Source organism: Rhizobium sp. BK650 (assembly GCF_014195325.1).
Taxonomy (GTDB): domain Bacteria; phylum Pseudomonadota; class Alphaproteobacteria; order Rhizobiales; family Rhizobiaceae; genus Rhizobium.
The window spans coordinates 64,508-81,150 of sequence record NZ_JACIBK010000003.1 but is presented as its reverse complement, the minus strand read 5'-3'; the positions used below and the strand labels follow the sequence as shown (position 1 = coordinate 81,150).

Below are 16,643 nucleotides of genomic sequence, written 5' to 3'. Positions count from 1 at the left end.
GGCTGACAAGGCCGCTTGGAAGATTGAAATTATATCACGGAATCGCTTGATAGACATCAGCCTGTCTCAATGGTGGACAACCCCGGATCGAACGTCGATTTTTTGAAATGCTGCTGATATCGGTTCACGCCGTACAATTGATACGGGAATATTCGAGGGTCGATCGGCGCCCGATCAGGGAGGGACGATGCGGATAATCAGGCTTCCCCACACCGTGGGCCTTTTTCTCTGGCTGGTGATCGTTCCAGCCGCACTGTTCGGTCTCGGGCTATGGCAAGCCGAGAGAGCGTCCGAGACGGCGACACAATCGAAAGAACAGTCGCAGGAGCTTGAGGCGACGCTGGCCGAGATCAGGAAAATCGCCGCCACCGATCCGATGACCATGCTGACCTTCCAGACGGAAGCGGGGCAGCAGACCGTTTCGGCGATGGTCGCCGTCTCGCAGATCGAGGCGGCGCTGAAGCAAGCGCAAGAGGATCTGGAGATTTCCTCGATCCGCCGGCCGCTTACCTGGGGCACGATGGGCGGCGCGATCCTGGCGTTTGCCAGCGGCATGTTCGGGCTTGCCACCGCTGCTGTCAGCGGCTCGAGGGCGCGGCGATCCCAGGAGCAGTTGATCGCAAGTTTCGGGCGCCTGCGCGTCATCCTGCCTTTCATTCTTGCGGCGCTCATCATCGGATTTTGCGCCGGCGTGGTCTGCGCAGCCGTGTTCGAGGCGGTCAGCATGGGCCTGTGGGCAGATTTCTCGTCGGGCAGCGCGAGGCTTTTCGTCCTGGCCCTCGGCCTTGCCGGGCTTGCGGCCTACAGCGCCTTCCTGGCATTGCGCGGCCTCAAGAACGTCTTTGCGCTTTTCACCTCCCAGCCGATGGATATTTCCGGGCGCAGGGTGGAGGAAGCCGACGCGCCCGGGCTCTTCCGCTTCGTCCGCGACCTTGCCGACCGGCAGGAAGCCGTGCAACCGGATACCGTCATCGTCGGCCTTACCAAGGGCTTCTTCGTCACCGAAAGCGAAATGCGGCTCTGGCCGGAAAAAGAAATCATCCGCGGGCGAACGCTCTACCTCCCCGCGCCCTATCTCGACCTGCTCGACGAGCCAGAGGTCGCGGCCATCATCGGCCACGAACTGGCGCATTTTTCCGGCAAGGATACGCTCTACAGCCAGAGGTTCACACCGATCTATGCCGGCCTCTGGCGATCGCTGACGGCCCTGCAGAGCGGCGATGGCGGCAGTTTTGTCCTCTATCCGGCAGCCATGCTCGGCTTTCACGCCCTCCAGCAGTTCGATCATGCGGTGAACCATTGGAGCCGCATTCGCGAGTTCGAGGCCGACCGAAGCGGCGCCCGCTCCAGCTCGACCGTCGGCGCGGCCTCCGCCCTGGTCAGAACCGGGCTGATCGCCCCTGCCCTCGACCACGTCTTCAGCCTTGCCGCCGATGGAGTGCTTGCTGCCGATGATTCCGAGCCTGCGCTTGACGTGGTTGCCGAGACCTCGGAACTCGTTCGCGTCAATGGCTGGCCCGATCCTGTCTCCCTGCTCGAAGACCGACAACCGCATCCGACCGATACGCACCCACCGACCATCCAGCGCATTCAGGCGATGGGGCTCACAGTCGACGAGAGATTGCTGAACCTCGCAACGCGCGCGCCGAAACCAGCCGGCCTCACCTTCGCCTGCGGGCTCTTCTCGGATTGGAAGGCACTTTGCCTGCAGCTGAGCGGCGATTACCTGGAGCAGGTGCGCAATCTACGCACGGCCCGCCGGCAGGCGCTCGAAGCTCTTGCCGCGGCCGCACCCGGCGAAACGATCCTCTACAACAATGTCAGGCCGATGATCTGGACGATGGCGATCGTCGCGGCCATCTTCGCAGGCTTCGGGCTGATGGTGACAGTCTTTGCGGCGGAGATCGGCTTTGCGCATGATCAATCCGCCCGGACTTTGGTATCCGGCATCGCCGCAGCCGGCGTCGTCCTTTGCAGCCTCTACGCGCTCTATCTTCACAAATCGGCGGGCCAACCGCTCTTGATCCTGACACCGGCAGAGTTGCGGGCCTCGACGCTCGACGGCCCGGTTGCCTGGACGGATATTGACGCCCATCAAGTCCATGCCTCGAACCGCTTTGCGCTTCGCCTCTGGTTGGCGCCATCCGCCTCGCTCCCCGCAAAGAAGCGGCGGGCGCTCTACAGCAAGATCGACCGCAAGCAGCGCCTCGTCACGATCGGGGCAATGGGCATTCGCGGCATGAAGGCGGCGGAATTCAGCGCGCTCGTCAGCCGTTACCACGATGCGGCTCACGCGCAGAGGGAGCTATCTCAATCTGCCGGAGGGGGCGCGTCTGCGGCTGTCTGATGCCGCAACGCGACAAGCTCTGCATCGTGTCAGGATCATGAAATCAGTCGCAAAAGCCTGCCGCTCGCCTTAAGCCCGGCTGGAAATTTAGCAGGGGTCGTGGGATGGAGTGAGGCCGGACCAGAAGAGGAAGACACAGAGTTGCAGCAGCAAAAATTACCGATGGCCGCATCCGCCCTGGCGGTCGTCACATCCCTGTGGTGCGCAACCCCCTCGCAGGCGCAGGAGCCGTCTGGCGGGCCGGCATGGTCCAAGGATCCGGCAAGCCATTGCCAATTCGTCTCCCCCGCGTCCCTCACGGCTGGCCCGACCTACTGGACCGGCGCTTGTCCCGACAACAAGGCGTCCGGACCGGGAATGCTGCGCCGCCGCGACGGCGATCGTGCCGGTCCGGCTTTCTTTGGGGAGATGCAGGCCGGTGTGCCTGTCATCGGCGTGATCGACGACGAAGGCTATCGGGTCGGCCGATTCAAGAATGGCGATATCGGCAGCGATGCGGAACTGGAGCCGCAAGTCAGGCTCGACGCCTTCCGCGCGGCGGCAAAGGCTGCTCGCGACGTTGCCACCCTTTACGCCAAATAGGGGAATGCCGCCTCGTCGCGCCACTATGAGACCGTCGCGCAGCAGCTGGATGCGCAGATCGAATGACGGCGGGCGGGTTTACAGCGCGCCAAGAAATGTAAGGTTCGCAACCCAATGACCAGGGGACGACAGCACATGGTGAAGCCACTTTCCGTTCTTGCCAGACCCGTTCTCCTCGCACTCTTCCTGTCTCATGGCGCATATTCCGAAGAAAGCGCCCCGATGCCTCCGCCTGCGGGCAGTGGTGCAGCAGCGCCGACGCCCGCCACCCCGGACAACAAGCTCCAGGCATTCATAAAGGCCCACCCGACCTGCAGATCATTAACTGATGGTTGCAGCATTTGCAGCCAGTCCGACAAGGAAGGCTTGATCTGCTCGACACCCGGCATCGCCTGCATCGTCGGAAATTGGCAATGTTCAGATGTCAAGTAACTCCCGGAGATGGAACGACATGCCGCTTTTCGCTGGGAACATAATGCTGTGTCCGAAACGATAGCCGTCAGGGTGGGTACCGGTTGAACAAGAAGTCGCGATCCTTGGGCCAGCGGATTGATATCCACCTCGTCACATTTCCTCGGTAAACGTCTCAACCGTGATCTCGAACACGACGATCCGCGGCCACTCGCTGCGGCTGGAAACCATGGTTTCCTCCGAGACCATGGAGATCAGGAAGTCGCGACCCATTGAATCGCGGAACTGGCTGGCGGGCGAATCCCATATGCAACAGGAACGCTTGAGGCGGTTCAAACCCACGGCCTTGATGAGATAGGCCTCGGTGGCAGCCGCAAACCGGCCGGATACGCGGTATGTCGCCTCAAGCGGTTTGCCCTGGCGATCCGGCGCATAGCTGCACCCGGCATATTCTGCATGAGCGGGCTTCTTCCCCATCTGCGTCAGGAAATCGGCGCAACCCGGCGCCGACGCCTCCGCATCGGAAGTGCCGGCTGACGCTGGCAATAGCGGTGTCGCGGCGGCGCTGCCCAGCGACCATATGGCAAGAAGACAGATCGCAAGCTTCATATCCAACCTCGACTGCGCCGCCCCGACACCTTCATCCGCAACAGCGGTCTTTATACGGATAGTCGAAATCAGGACAGACGACCGCCTCACGGCGCGTACCGGCTGAACACGAAGTCGCGGTCCTTGACGATTGAGTGGCAGGAAAAGCAGGCTTCAGGCATTGCTGTCGTGGAAGGTTTGCCGTCATCGAACTCGACATATCCCCAGCCGCCGGTCGCGGCGAACTTCTTTGCATCCTTGACCATGAACTGCACGCCGTTCTTCGGCAATCCCGCGACGAAAGACTGGGGAGCGCCGAAGGCTGCCTTGCTTTCCTCCAGCGGGTGATAATCCCAGGCGAGGCGCCCGATGATGGTGCCGTCGGGAAAGGTAGCAGCCCCCTCCCGGAAGGCCCTGATCGCGATATCGTTGCCCAGGACGGCTCTGATATCGTTGAGCTTGCCCTCCTCATGCGCCACGGTGATCAGCCGCCAGTCGCGGTAACCGTCGGGAAGTTCGGTCAGCGCCGGCGCGCGTGCGGCATCGGTCTCCCCGGACGCTGTCGTATTGTAACCGATCAGGCCGGTCGCCAGACCGGCCGCCAGGGACACCGCGATAATCCGCTTCATCGAAACTCTCCTGCCGTTAGAGCAATGAAACGATCCTCGCAGATATTCCGGCAGGCGAAATCATACTTTGATATGGTGGACACCGTTTTCTGAAAGTCTGATGTGTCGATTCAAAGACTTAAGGCCTTGCCCCACGCGGCCCGCGTCCTGTGTCCTACAGTAATATACGTGGCTGTTGAGCCGTTTCGTGCATAATGGCAGGGTCGATCTCGATCCGGTGGTCGCGATCGAAGGCTGGGCGAAATCCTGAAGCGCGATCCTCTACGGATGATCTTATCGCCACTTGTTCTGACGCGGGATCGCCCGTGCACGCACTTGCCCAAGACCATGAACCTTCCGAGGGGGATTCGGAGGCATGTCGAGAGGAGTGAGGCAATGGTGAGATTGAAACCCTTGTGTACAGCTCTGTTGGCCACGATGTTCCTTGCAACGTTGCCGGATATCTCATGGAGCACGGAGCAGGCACAGCAACGACGCGCCGGACGAGACGTCAAGCAGGATACGCGGCAGGGCGCGCGCGATACGAAACAGGCCTGTCGCGCTGCCAACGAAAAGAGCAATGCCGCCTGCCGACAGGACAAGCGGCAGACCAAGCAGAGCGGCCGCCAGACTGCGCGCGACCTTAAATACTAAGATCAGGCGTTTTGGGCATAACAGCTGGAACGGCCGGAAATTGGCAGTCCCGCCTTTCAAGCGCACCAAGATTGTACCGCGCCGATCGACAGCAAGAACGGCGCGGCATCTGCCGGGCGGGGACCTGGACACCGGGGGAAAAACATGGGCTGGAACCGGCTCTATAGCCTGAAGAGCTACATCAAGTCGTCGCTGTGGCTGGTGCCGTTCATAGCCTTGCTCCTCTATGTCATGGCAATTCGCATCGTCTCTCTGCTTGAGCCGTGGATCCTCTGGATCGAACCTTGGCCCTGGGGAACGGAGGGTACCCAGAGGCTGCTCGAGACGATCATCACGATGACGCTGACCTTCGTCGTCTTCACCTTCGGCTCGCTGCTGGTGGCGATTCAGATCGCAGGCGGCCAACTGACGCCCAGGATCATTGCGACGACATTGCTGAATGACAATGCCATCCGCTTTACCGTCGGGCTTTTCACATTCACCCTGCTCTTTGCGACCGGGGCGTTGGTGCGGCTGGAAGCTGCCGTCCCGCAGGCAATCGTGGAGTTAGCCGGCCTGCTCGGTTTTCTGTCCATCGCCGCCTTCCTCTATCTGATCGACTATGCCGCCCGCCTGCTGCGGCCGGTGAGCATCATCCTGCGCGTGAGCGAGCAAGGTCGCGCGGTGGTCGACGAGGTCTACCCGGAAATGGCGAAGGCCGAGGCCGACACGGTCGCCACGCATCTGCGCCCCGTCAACGAGCCGGACAGGGTCATCCTCTACCGGGGGCGGCCTGCCATTGTGCTTGCCGTCAACAAAAGCCGCCTGCTGGCGCAGGCCGAGAAGACCCGCTCCGTCATAGAGCTCGTCCCGCGGATCGGCGACTTCGTCGCCTCCGGCGAGCCCCTCTTCCGGCTCTACGGCATCCTGTCACCGGACGAAGACAAGCTGAAATCGCTGATTGCCTTCGGACCGGAACGCACCCTCGAACAGGACGCGACTTTCGCCTTCCGGATCATCGTCGACATCGCGATCAAGGCGCTTTCGAAAGCGATCAACGATCCGACGACGGCCGTGCTTGCGATCGATCAACTGCAGCGCCTGCTCTGCTTCGTCGGCAAGCGTGACCTCGGCAAGCAGGAGATCTTCGGCGCGGCCGGGCAATTGCGGCTCATCTGCAGGACCCCGAACTGGGAGGATTTCGTGAAGCTGACCTTCAGCGAAATCAGGCTCTACGGCGCCGAGAACTTTCAGATCGCCCGCCGCCTGCGGGCCGTGCTGGAATATGGGCTGCAAGTGCTGCCCGAATTTCGCCGGCCTGCCCTTGAAACGGAAATGGCTCTGCTGGATCGATCGCTCGCCAAGGTCTACGACTTTCCAGAGGATCTGGAGCTTGCAAAAATAGCGGATACGCAAGGCCTCGGCGGCTCGAAATCCCTGCCCCCGAAAGTGCAACCAGCAACCGGCTCCGTCACCCCTTTTCGCCAATAGCGGTCGATGATGCTCTGACTGCTTGCCATAATCTGGGCGGCAAGCGCGGGATTTCCGCCGGTTCAAAGGCCGGTTCTATGCCACTATCGGCGCTTGTTGCGACTGATAACATCCTCAGCCGACACAGTGACAAATTCGCTGTTGTGTTCTTAGTGTTCATCACGGCAGCCGGCCCCGGCAGCAGCCACAGAACGGCCGGATCCGCAGATGCGAACCCGGCCCTCCTCTATTGCGCTCGCCCAAGTTCCTCGGCAAGGCCGATGAGAATCCCTTCGGGTCCGCGGATGTAGCAGAGCCGATAGGCGTCCTGATACTGGACGACATCGCCCACGAGCTCGGCGCCGCGCGCACGCAGCCTGTCGAGCGTTTCGTCGATATCGTCGACGGCGAACATGACGCGAAGATAGCCGAACGCGTTGACCGGAGCGTTGCGGTGATCAGCGATGACGTCAGGCGCAAGGAAACGGGAAAGCTCGAGCCGGCTGTGTCCGTCTGGCGTGCGCATCATCGCAATCTCGACACGCTGGTCGCCCAGTCCGGTTATACGCCCGGCCCATTCTCCTTCGATCATGGCCTGCCCCTCCAGTTCGAGGCCAAGTTCGCGAAAGAAATCGATCGCCTTTCCGAGATCTTCGACGACGATTCCGACATTGTCCATTCGCTTGAGCGCCATGCCCCGGTCTCCCTCATCGTCTCAAATTACCAAGTCCCATGCTTACTGGTTGATTTCAGGCTCGGCGAGGCGGGCGAGATTGCGCAGCGATTCCTGCCAGCCGAGATAGCAGGCCTCCGGCGGGATGAAATCCGGGATGCCGGACTGCACGATCTCAAGTTCGGTGCCGACCGAAACCTTCGTCAGCGTCACGGTGACCTCCATCTGGCCGGGCAGATTGGCGTCGTCGAATTTGTCGGTATAGCGAAGCTTCTGGCCGGGAACGAGTTCCAGATATTCACCGCCGAAGGAATGGCTATGGCCGGTCGTGAAGTTGCGGAAAGACATCCTGTGCGTTCCGCCGACGACAGGCTCCAGATGGTGCACCGTGCAGGTAAAGCCGTTCGGCGGGAGCCACTTGGCGACTGCATCGGCTTCCAGGAAGGCGCGATAGATTTTGTCCGGGCTGGTGGCCAGAACGCGGTGAAGACGAATTGTGCTCGGCATGTGATCCTCCTTTGGATTGAACTCTTGCAATGCCTCCAGGACGTGCCAGACCTACCCGGTCCGACACTGCGGGCTAAAAAAATTCCGGAACGAGTCCTGCAGCCGATCTTGCGATGACCGCATCGAGCGATCGGCCGCCGCGAACGGTGTGACGATCGGTTGCCTGTCGCTCAGGCTTGCGGCTAATCTACGCCCCATGCCGCGAAAGAAAAACCAAGACGTCACCTCCTGGTATCAAGCTCCGGAACCCGACATCTGCCCGCTCTGCGGCCGGTTCGTGCCCCCCGAGCAGCGGGATGAGCATCATCTCGTGCCGAAGAGCCGCGGCGGGCGCGAAACCCAGGTCCTGCACCGCATCTGCCATCGCCAGATCCATGCCCAGTTCAGTGAGGCGGAGCTGAAACAGTCCTATGCGACCGTCGAGGCTCTTCTCGCCCACCCCGCCATCCAGACCTTCGTCGCCTGGGTGAAGAAGAAGCCGCCCGGCTTTTACGACAGCACGCGACGCAGCAACCGCCGGCGGGAGTGAACCGCCACCGGCCAATCGTCCGGCGCTGGCAATCCTGCCGCAGCTTTCGGGCGTCGCGGGCTATGTTGCAGCCATCATCGTGCTCACGCCCGGATACCAGCTTTTCCAGGCTGCCAACAATACGGCAGCCCTTGCCGATGTGCCGAAGGACCGTCGCGGCACGGCCTCCGGCCTGCTCGGCCTCTCGCGCAATATCGGCCTGATGTCAGGCGCATCCCTCATGGGCGCCGTCTTCGCCTATGGCGCCGGCACGCAGGATTTCATTCATGCGGCGCCGGCGGCGATTTCGGCCGGCATGAAACTGACTTTCCTGCTCGCCGGCGGGCTGATGCTATCAGCCATGGCCCTTGTCTTCGCTCGCGTCTTCGAAGGGATATCGGCCAGAGCACAATAATCTGAACTCGGCCTCGGGCGGCGCCACCACCGCCGAGGCCATCTCACCCTACAGCAGCCGCACCGACATGCCGCCATCGACGATCATCGGGCTGCCGGTCATGAAGCTCGACTGGTCCGACAGCAGGAAGAGCGCTGCCTGTGCGATCTCCTTGGCAGCGGCCATCCGCTTCATCGGATGGAGACCGGAGATATAATCGAGGAATTCGGGGTTGTTCTCGCCCCCGGCGGGCGTGATGGTGCCGCCGGGCAGCAGGCTGTTGATCCTGATACCATCGGCCGCGTAATCGGCGGCGACCGATTGCACGAGGCCGATCAGGCCGGCTTTAGAAGCTGCATAAGCCCCCATGCCCGGCAGGCCGCCATTGCTGTATCCGACGAAGGACGAGGTGAAGACGATCGAGCCGCTGCGCTGCGCTTTCATGACTGGCAGCTGCGCCTTCAGCGCAAAGAAAGCGCTCGTCAGGTTAGTGGAGATCACCGCCTCCCAATTGGCAGCGCTCATTTCCGAAAACGGCCCCATCTCGCCGACGATGCCGGCATTGTTGAAAGCCCCGTCGAGCCGGCCGAAAGCATCGAGCGCCCGGTCGACCAGCGCCTGCGCATAGGTCTCGTCGCGCACATCACCAGCGAGAGACACGGCTGTTCCGCCCGTCCCGATGATCTCCGAAACCAGCGCTGCGAGGTTCTGAGCCCGCCGCGCACCGAGCACGAGTTTTGCGCCTCTCGCCGCAAACAGCCGAGCGGCAGCCGCTCCGATGCCGCTGCTCGCACCGGAGATCATGATCGTCTTGCTGTCCAGTTCCATGTCCAAAACTCCTGTTTGATGGTCACGGAGGCGTAGGAAATATCGGAACCGGCAGCCACCCGATTCCAGATCGGCGGTCACCACAGCATCGGTCCAGAAATCGGGATCGATTTTTGGAAAGCCTGAGGCGTTAGATTCAAAGGGCGCTCTAGCCGGCGGCGCCTGGCAAACGGTGCGGCGACGAAACCTTAACCATCTCTCGCTCCTTAAGACCATGGTCCGACGGACACCGGACCTCGGTCCGATGCAAGTTCCGCAATTCGCACCTAACATCCTCCTAATCCTGATTGCCCTCAGATTCGGCGATCCGGTGCCTTCAAATAAAAACCGTTCCGCAACGGAGGAAACGATGCGTATCGCAACTTTGGCATCCATGGCCGCCCTTTCCATCATTATCGCTTCGAGCCCTGCTGCGATTGCCGGCTTCGATATGGCCGCATTCGCAAAGGGCGGCGGCAATGGCGGCGGTAACGGCGGCGGCAACGGTGGGGGAAACGGCGGCGGCAGCGGCGGCGACCATGGCAACAGCAATGGCGGCGGACAGAGCGATACGCACGGACAGAGCGATACGCATAGAAGTAGCGACACGCACGGAAAGAGCGGCGATCATTCCGGAAGCTCGGCGCTGCAGGGCGAAACCCGGGGAAAATCCGGCAAGACCACCGAGAAATCGCTAACCGCGAAGACGACCACCGACGATATCAAACAAAAGAACCTCCATTCCGAACTCGCCGGCCTGAACTCTCTCAACCGAAGCTATAAGGCCTATATGCACACGTCCGATCCGCGGATGACGGCGATCTCGGCCTATGCCACGGCCTACGCCCAGTTCGAGCTCGACAACGGCTTCGCGCCCGCAGCCGACGATCCGGTCCTGGGCGACGCGGCACTGGAAAAAGCGCTGGAGGCCGCCACGCGCTCCGGCCAGTTGAGCCCTGCGGCCTTCGAGGAAGCCAAGGCCATCCTCGGCGTCGGAAATGCCGACGGAAAAATCGATGAGATCCGTGAGTCCCTGTCGCACCAAGCCCCGACTACGACAGAGGATTGACGGCCGCTCGATCCGCCGGGTCTCCAGTCCCGGCGGATCGATGCACCTGTCATGAATTTTCCCGCGGGAAGGAAGCTTCCCTGCAACCGGCCATTCGCCGCGCCGAACTCGAAAAACGCGCTGGCGCTCGTCACTTTGCCGGACAGCCCTCGCCAAGGCTAGGCCCTCCTCGGCGTCCGAGATACCGACAGGAAGGCCGACGAAATCCGTCAATCGCTGTCAACCCGCCCTGACCGTGACAGCGAATTGACGGCCGCTCGATCCGCCGGGTCTCCATTCCCGGCGGATCGATTGCGCCTGTCATAGAGCCTCTCCCACCGACAGCGTCGTCTCCTTCCCGCCAATTGCGTCGCGCCGACGCGCGGCAGCCCGTTTCCGGCGACATCACAGCCCCCCGCAACAGGCCTGGAAAAAAGTGCGAAAAACCCCTTGAGCCGAACCCAGCGTCATAGCTTAGAAAGGCTTCCGAGATATCGCGGGGGGCTTGATGGACGCCAAGGAACGGGAAGAGAGCTGGCTGACGGCGGCGCAATGTGCCGAGCGAATCGGCATGACTGTGCGGGCGCTGAGGCTCTATGAAGAGACAGGCCTCATCCGGCCGCTGCGCACCGGAAAGAACTGGCGGCTCTACGGCGCCAAGGAAATTGCCCGGCTGAACGAGATTCTCGCGCTGAAACGGCTGGGGCTCAGCCTGCAGGACATCGCCCGGCTGCTGGCCGGCCACGCGACCGATCTCGACCGCATGCTCGCCATGCAGAATCTCTCCCTGCAGGAACAATTGCGCCGCACCCAGCACAGCCTCGCCATCATCGACACGCTAAGGGCAAAAATTGCCGCCGGCGATCTCCTGTCGATTGACGATCTGTTGAAGCTCGCAAAGGAGACAAACATGACTGACACCTCGGCCGATGCCATCGCCTGGCGCCGCTACAAGCAGGCGCGACCGCGCACTGAACAGAAGATCGACCCGGCGCTCTATGCCAATTATGCCGGCTTCTATCTTATCGACACGCTCGGCTGGCGGATCACCGAGAGAGATGGCAGGCTCTTTCGCGCCTAACCGGCCAGCCGGAGCTCGAAATCTTCCCCGAAGATGTTGACCGCTTCTTCTACAAGGCGGTCCAGGCGCAGCTGACATTCTCTCGCGATCAAAGCGGCGCAGTGGCCGGCCTCGTGCTGCACCAGAACGGCTATGAACAGGAAGCGCCTCGCGTCGACGCCAGCGTCGTGACGGAACTGGAAGAGGCGCTTGCCGGGCGCATCCGGGACAAACGCCCGGTGGAAAACAGCAAGGCGCTGCTGCGGGAGGTCATCCACCAGCACCAGCGCGGCGAACCCGACTACGAGCGGATGGCCCCGCCGCTCGCTGCCCTCGTGCGCGAACAATTCCCCGTGATCAAGGCCGATCTCGACCGCATGGGGCCGCTCAAGGATCTGTCATTTAAGGGCGTGACGGCGGAAGGCTGGGACGTCTATGAGGTCAGTTTCGACAAGGGCAATCTGGAATGGAGCTTCATATTGGCGGCCGACGGGAAATTCAGCGGGATGTTTATCCGGCCGATGATGTGATGTGGTGGGCAGCCGCCCCTCGTCAAAGCCCCTCCCCAACCCCTCCCCACAAGGGTGAGGGACTCCCCCATGGCAGCGCCTTACGCCTCCCCAGAAGCGTCGGAGATACGGAGTGCGGGCGCGGCAACTTAAGCCCCTCCCCCTTGTGGGGAGGGGTTGGGGAGGGGTCTTTGGCCCGGTCGTTCAGCCCGCAGACGCCCCACCTTACACCTGCTCCTCGATCGCCGCCTGCGCGACATCGGCCGTACCGCTGTTGATCCGCGTCGCGATGAAATGGCCGACAGCCACCGCACCGATGCAGAGCACGACGGACGTCGCCACATTGATGCAGGCCCGCACCACGGCGCCTGTTCGCAACAGTTCGAGCGTCTGCAGGCTGAAGGAGGAGAAAGTCGTAAAGCCGCCGCAGATGCCGACGATCACGAAGAGACGCATATCGTCGGACACCGGAAAGCGGCCGTTGGCGAGCGTCAGCGTGCTGAAAAGGCCGATCACCAGCGAACCCGTAATATTGATGATGATCGTACCCCAGGGCAAATCACGGCTGATCGGCATGGCGAGTACGGAGACGGCGTAGCGGGCGAAAGTGCCGAGCGCGCCGCCGGCCATGATGATGAGACAGGTATAAAGTGACATACTCGCTCCAATAATCTCGGGCGGGCAACAAAAAACCCGCCTGCAGCGGGTTCCGGATAGATTCCCACCGCGGTTGAACACGGTAGGAGTCATCAGCCTTACGGCGGTTTCGGGGGCACTCCATCCCCATCGTGGTGATGTATAGCGCGAGTTGCGGTGGGCTTGCAAGGGGAAGATGGACGCGGTGTGGAGTTGTCACGGCAGAAGGCGTTCCTCGATACGTCAGCTAGGAGAACCGTCGAATTTAAAACGCGCCCACGAGGGAGCGGCGCTTAACCTGGCGCCCCGCTTTCCGGATATCAGACGTTTCGGAAGGAGCGAAACTGTGCCTCATGGGAGCCCCTTTGTGGATGTGATGGGTCAACCCAATGTCATTTTCCTGTCGCTCTCATTCCTGTGCCCTCGTGTTGGCGCGAGGGAGGATCCAGCAGCGGCGTGCCTACGCGGCGTGAGGCTCATTCGTCCTGGGAGTGGAAATGAGCCTTTCCTGCCCAAGAATTTAGGCAGGCTGAATTCCGGGACATCCCTTGTGCGGACACGAGGGCACAGGAATGAGGAAGATATTGGTCAGCCGTTCAGATCACTCGCGATTTCGCGAATACCTCCCGTCCCCATCCCCTCCCCGAACGCATCCGAGGAGGGAACGAGGCAAGCGCCGGCCGCCGCCCCTCAGCAAAGCGGCCAAGCGCGGGTAATCAGGCGCGGGTAATCAGGCGCGCGCAGTCTGCGGGCCGATCTCCGAGGCGATCTCGGTGACGAGATCGGCCGGGAAGCCGCCTTCGCGGGCGTGGCGGTAGACGGTTTCGGCACTGTCGGCCTCATGCACGCAATAGATCTTGTCGCCGGCGACATAGCTGGTGATCCAGTTATAGGGACGGTCGAGGCCGGCAACGACCTCGTTGGACGTGGCGGAAATCTCCCGCAGCTGCTCGGGCGTGAGCTTGGCTGCACCGGGGATGTTCCGTTCGATGAGATATTTCGGCATGGCGACCTCCTGTTCGCGCTGGCATCGACGGCATGGATGCTATGCCTGAAAGCCCGGGGCCACATCGGGATATATCCCCATTTTCTTGCCCTCGCCGCCCTATTTTGGCACGCCGCTATTTCCAGCCGTTGATGATGCTGGCAATAATTTGCCATGCGACTAATCGAGCGCGCCCCCAATCTCGATCATCTGCAGTCGTTGTTGCGCGAAGCCGCCGACGGCCAGGGCCGCCTCGTCCTGCTCGAAGGGGAAGCCGGCGCCGGCAAATCCTCTCTTGCCGCGGCTTTTTCCCGCGCCGTCCCTGTCGATACACGCGTGCTGTCCGGTGCCTGCGAAAATTTCGGCACGGCCGAGCCACTCGGTCCCTGGCGCGACATTGCGCGGCAGGCGCGCTGGAGGCTGACCAGGGTTTCAGCCGGCAACTGGATTTCCCTCTTTTCCGAAGTGCTCGATCTCTTGATCGCCGATCGCCAGCCAACGCTTCTCGTCATCGAGGATATTCACTGGGCGGATGACGCTACGTTGAACCTGATCCGCTATATCGGCCGGCGTATCCGCAATACCTGTCTGCTCTCGGTCCTGACGGCGCGGAACGACGACACACCCGGCCAGACGCGGCTAAGGCGGCTGCTCGCCGATATTCCGCCGGCCCACTGGCTGAGGATCGACGTGCCGCCGCTTTCGAAGGCCGCTGTCCTGGAACTTGCGCAGCAGAAAGGCCTCGACGGCGAGGCGGTCTTTTCCGCCACCGGCGGCAATGCCTATTTCGTCAGCGAACTCGTCGATGGCGGAAGCCGCGATCGGTTGCCGGCCACCATCCGCGATGCCGTGCTGGCGCGGGCCGATACGCTTTCGCAGGCAGACAGGGAGGTGCTGTATGCGGCCTCCACCTCGCCCGATGCCTTCGCCCCTGACCTGATCGAAGCGATCTGCGGCAAAGACACGCGCACGGCGCTTGAGGCCTGCACGGCCTGCGGGCTTCTGGTACCGGCTGGCGACTTGTTCATGTTCCGCCATGAGATCGCCAGACAAGCGATCGAGCAATCGCTGCCGCCGCTTCGCCGCCGGGCGCTGAACGAACGCGCGCTCGCCTATTTCCGGCAGTCCGGCGATGCCTCCGTGGCGCGCATGGTCCACCACGCCAACGAGGCGCAGGATATAGACGCAATCCTGGAGCTCGCGCCGAAGGCCGCAGCCGAGGCCGGCAGGCTCGGCGCCCACCGGCAGGCGGTGCGTCATTACGAGCTGGCGCTCGCCCATGCCGGGGCTTTGAACGATGCCAGGCGCGCCTGCCTCTACGAAGGCTATGCCTTCGAATGCCACCTCACCGGCCAGATGGAACGCGCCATCACCGCACAGACGAACGCGCTCACGCTCTACAAGGCCATCGGGGATATGAAGCATGTCGGCGACAACATGCGCTGGCTCTCACGCCTGAGCTATCTCGCCGGAGACCGCAAGGACGCCGATGCCTTCGGTCGCGAGGCAGTCGAGGTGCTGGAGCAGGCGGACGCCCACGCCGAGCTCGCCATGGGCTATTCCAATCTGTCGCAGCTCGGCATGCTGGCAGGTGACGCGGAAACCGCCACCCTTTACGGCGAGCGCGCCATCGCTCTGGTGACGACGGAAGACATTGCAAGGCCCGAAGTCCTCTGCCACGCGATGAACAATGTGGGCACGGCCATCTGCTGGCGCGAGCCCGAACGCGCCCGCCAAACGCTCGACGAGGCCCTGGCGCTCGCCCTCGACCATGGTTTTCAGGAACATGCGGCCCGCGCCTTCACCAACCGCGCCTGGGTGGAAATCCAACTCCACGCCACCGCTGCCGCCGAAGATATTCTGGCTCGCGGCATTGCCTATTGCATCGAGCACGATCTCGATACCTGGCGCGACTACATGCGTGGCGAGCTTTCCGAACTGCTGACCTTTCTCGGTCGCTGGGATGAGGCCGCAGCTGCTGCGCAAGCCGTAGTCGATAACCAGAATGCCCCTGCCCTGTCGCGCTATCCCTCGCTCGTGGCGCTGGCGACACTGAAGACCCGGCGCGGCGAACCCGCAGGCGAACTGCTGCAGGAAATGGAGAAATTCCTCGCAAACACTTTCGAATTCCAGCGCCTCTCGGCCCATGCCGCGCTGATGGCCGAGCGCGCCTGGCTCGGCCTCGGCGATCCGGAAAAGGCACTCGCCGGCCTCCGGCAGGCCTCTTCCCTGTGCAGCGAAGACGCGGCCGGCTCGATGATCGGCTTCTGGGCCCATATTCTTGGCGAGCCCGCCCTTGCAGCCGCCAGCACGGGGGGCGATGCCGCCGTGACCGCCATGCTCAACAGCCGCTGGCAGGAAGCCGCCGATATCTGGACGGACCGCCGCGCGCCTTATTTCGCCGCCCTTTCCCTGCTCGACGGCGACAGCGACGCGCTCTACCGGGCCCTGGCGGCGCTGGAAGCCCTCGGCGCCACCGCCGTCGTCAACCATGTGAAGGAAATGATCCGCAGACGCAGCGGCCGGCTCGCCACGCGCGGCCCGAGAGCCAGCACCCAGGCCAACGCCGCCGGCCTCACGACACGGGAAATGGATGTGCTGCGCCTGATCGACGAGGGCCGCTCGAATGCCGAGATCGGCGCGCGGCTGTTCGTGTCTGCCAAAACGGTGGATCACCATATTTCCTCGATCCTTGCCAAGCTGAATGCAAGGTCGAGAGGACAGGCTGCGGCCGAAGGGCGGCGGCTGGGGTTGCTGGGGTAGACTGGGGCGATGGCCGTTTTCCTCATCATGGCAGTACATGAGGAAAGCGAGGCAAAAACCCCTCCCCACAAGGGGGGCTAACCCGAAGCACCCGCGTCGCTCCTTCCAAAACGT

17 protein-coding genes, 1 pseudogene and 1 riboswitch are annotated in these 16,643 nt (G+C 62.4%); of the genes and pseudogenes, 10 read left to right on the top strand and 8 right to left on the bottom strand.

The genetic code is table 11. The annotated features are described in order from the left end of the window. Positions 1–187 precede the first annotated feature (187 nt). Positions 188–2,347: a M48 family metalloprotease gene (locus FHX15_RS08535; RefSeq protein WP_184395508.1), complete on the top strand. Its 2,160-nt coding sequence runs from the start codon at positions 188–190 to the stop codon at positions 2,345–2,347. A gap of 162 nt (positions 2,348–2,509) precedes the next feature. Then, positions 2,510–2,995 (top strand): annotated as a pseudogene (locus FHX15_RS08530) (hypothetical protein). Between the two features lie 125 nt (positions 2,996–3,120). On the opposite strand, the gene FHX15_RS08525 reads toward FHX15_RS08530, so the two are convergent. The 3 genes from FHX15_RS08525 to FHX15_RS08515 all read right to left on the bottom strand — a co-directional run bounded on the left by FHX15_RS08525 (position 3,121) and on the right by FHX15_RS08515 (position 4,557). Beyond that, positions 3,121–3,489 (bottom strand): hypothetical protein, encoded by a 369-nt coding sequence (locus FHX15_RS08525; RefSeq protein ID WP_184395506.1) that lies wholly within the window; start codon positions 3,487–3,489, stop codon positions 3,121–3,123. Between the two features lie 4 nt (positions 3,490–3,493). Continuing rightward, the gene (locus FHX15_RS08520; RefSeq protein ID WP_184395504.1) at positions 3,494–3,949 is read right to left on the bottom strand and encodes a DUF4952 domain-containing protein; all 456 of its coding nucleotides are present in this window, start codon (positions 3,947–3,949) and stop codon (positions 3,494–3,496) included. Positions 3,950–4,035: 86 nt separating this feature from the next. Next, the gene (locus FHX15_RS08515; RefSeq protein ID WP_184395503.1) at positions 4,036–4,557 is read right to left on the bottom strand and encodes a cytochrome P460 family protein; all 522 of its coding nucleotides are present in this window, start codon (positions 4,555–4,557) and stop codon (positions 4,036–4,038) included. Positions 4,558–4,932: 375 nt separating this feature from the next. Here FHX15_RS08515 and FHX15_RS08510 point away from each other — a divergent pair, with 375 nt between their 5' ends. Then, a complete protein-coding gene (locus FHX15_RS08510) occupies positions 4,933–5,190 on the top strand; it encodes a hypothetical protein (RefSeq protein ID WP_184395502.1) in 258 nt (85 codons plus the stop codon). A gap of 144 nt (positions 5,191–5,334) precedes the next feature. Further along, the gene (locus tag FHX15_RS08505) at positions 5,335–6,660 is read left to right on the top strand and encodes a DUF2254 domain-containing protein (protein WP_184395501.1); all 1,326 of its coding nucleotides are present in this window, start codon (positions 5,335–5,337) and stop codon (positions 6,658–6,660) included. A gap of 226 nt (positions 6,661–6,886) precedes the next feature. On the opposite strand, the gene FHX15_RS08500 is transcribed toward FHX15_RS08505, so the two are convergent. Together FHX15_RS08500 and FHX15_RS08495 are read right to left on the bottom strand one after the other, a co-directional pair. Beyond that, positions 6,887–7,333: a VOC family protein gene (locus tag FHX15_RS08500; protein WP_184395500.1), complete on the bottom strand. Its 447-nt coding sequence runs from the start codon at positions 7,331–7,333 to the stop codon at positions 6,887–6,889. A gap of 42 nt (positions 7,334–7,375) precedes the next feature. Next, on the bottom strand, positions 7,376–7,819 hold the full coding sequence (locus tag FHX15_RS08495; RefSeq protein ID WP_184395499.1) for an SRPBCC family protein: 444 nt from the start codon (positions 7,817–7,819) through the stop codon (positions 7,376–7,378). 196 nt (positions 7,820–8,015) lie between these two features. On the opposite strand from FHX15_RS08495, the gene FHX15_RS08490 reads away from it, so the two are divergent. Together FHX15_RS08490 and FHX15_RS08485 are read left to right on the top strand one after the other, a co-directional pair. Next, positions 8,016–8,348: an HNH endonuclease gene (locus FHX15_RS08490; protein WP_184395498.1), complete on the top strand. Its 333-nt coding sequence runs from the start codon at positions 8,016–8,018 to the stop codon at positions 8,346–8,348. A gap of 79 nt (positions 8,349–8,427) precedes the next feature. Beyond that, positions 8,428–8,742, top strand: coding sequence for a hypothetical protein (locus FHX15_RS08485; protein ID WP_409527002.1), 315 nt, complete (start codon positions 8,428–8,430; stop codon positions 8,740–8,742). 48 nt (positions 8,743–8,790) lie between these two features. On the opposite strand, the gene FHX15_RS08480 is transcribed toward FHX15_RS08485, so the two are convergent. Beyond that, positions 8,791–9,549 (bottom strand): SDR family oxidoreductase, encoded by a 759-nt coding sequence (locus tag FHX15_RS08480; RefSeq protein ID WP_184395497.1) that lies wholly within the window; start codon positions 9,547–9,549, stop codon positions 8,791–8,793. Positions 9,550–9,898: 349 nt separating this feature from the next. On the opposite strand from FHX15_RS08480, the gene FHX15_RS08475 reads away from it, so the two are divergent. The 3 genes from FHX15_RS08475 to FHX15_RS30915 all read left to right on the top strand — a co-directional run bounded on the left by FHX15_RS08475 (position 9,899) and on the right by FHX15_RS30915 (position 12,166). Continuing rightward, positions 9,899–10,597, top strand: coding sequence for a hypothetical protein (locus FHX15_RS08475; RefSeq protein ID WP_184395496.1), 699 nt, complete (start codon positions 9,899–9,901; stop codon positions 10,595–10,597). A gap of 487 nt (positions 10,598–11,084) precedes the next feature. After that, complete coding sequence (locus FHX15_RS30920) at positions 11,085–11,657, top strand: MerR family transcriptional regulator (RefSeq protein WP_246778897.1); 573 nt, start codon at positions 11,085–11,087, stop codon at positions 11,655–11,657. A 101-nt stretch (positions 11,658–11,758) separates the two neighbouring features. After that, positions 11,759–12,166 (top strand): hypothetical protein, encoded by a 408-nt coding sequence (locus FHX15_RS30915; RefSeq protein ID WP_246778896.1) that lies wholly within the window; start codon positions 11,759–11,761, stop codon positions 12,164–12,166. Between the two features lie 204 nt (positions 12,167–12,370). Here FHX15_RS30915 and crcB read toward each other — a convergent pair whose 3' ends face one another. Both crcB and FHX15_RS08460 read right to left on the bottom strand, forming a co-directional pair. Then, entirely contained in the window at positions 12,371–12,802 is a 432-nt protein-coding gene (crcB, locus tag FHX15_RS08465) for a fluoride efflux transporter CrcB (RefSeq protein WP_184395494.1), read from the bottom strand. Between the two features lie 76 nt (positions 12,803–12,878). Next, positions 12,879–12,939, bottom strand: a riboswitch (Fluoride riboswitch). A gap of 572 nt (positions 12,940–13,511) precedes the next feature. Further along, positions 13,512–13,787 (bottom strand): DUF4242 domain-containing protein, encoded by a 276-nt coding sequence (locus tag FHX15_RS08460; protein WP_184395492.1) that lies wholly within the window; start codon positions 13,785–13,787, stop codon positions 13,512–13,514. A gap of 153 nt (positions 13,788–13,940) precedes the next feature. Between FHX15_RS08460 and FHX15_RS31435 the strand changes: the two genes are divergently transcribed. After that, positions 13,941–16,529, top strand: coding sequence for an AAA family ATPase (locus FHX15_RS31435; RefSeq protein WP_184395490.1), 2,589 nt, complete (start codon positions 13,941–13,943; stop codon positions 16,527–16,529). Positions 16,530–16,643: the final 114 nt, after the last annotated feature.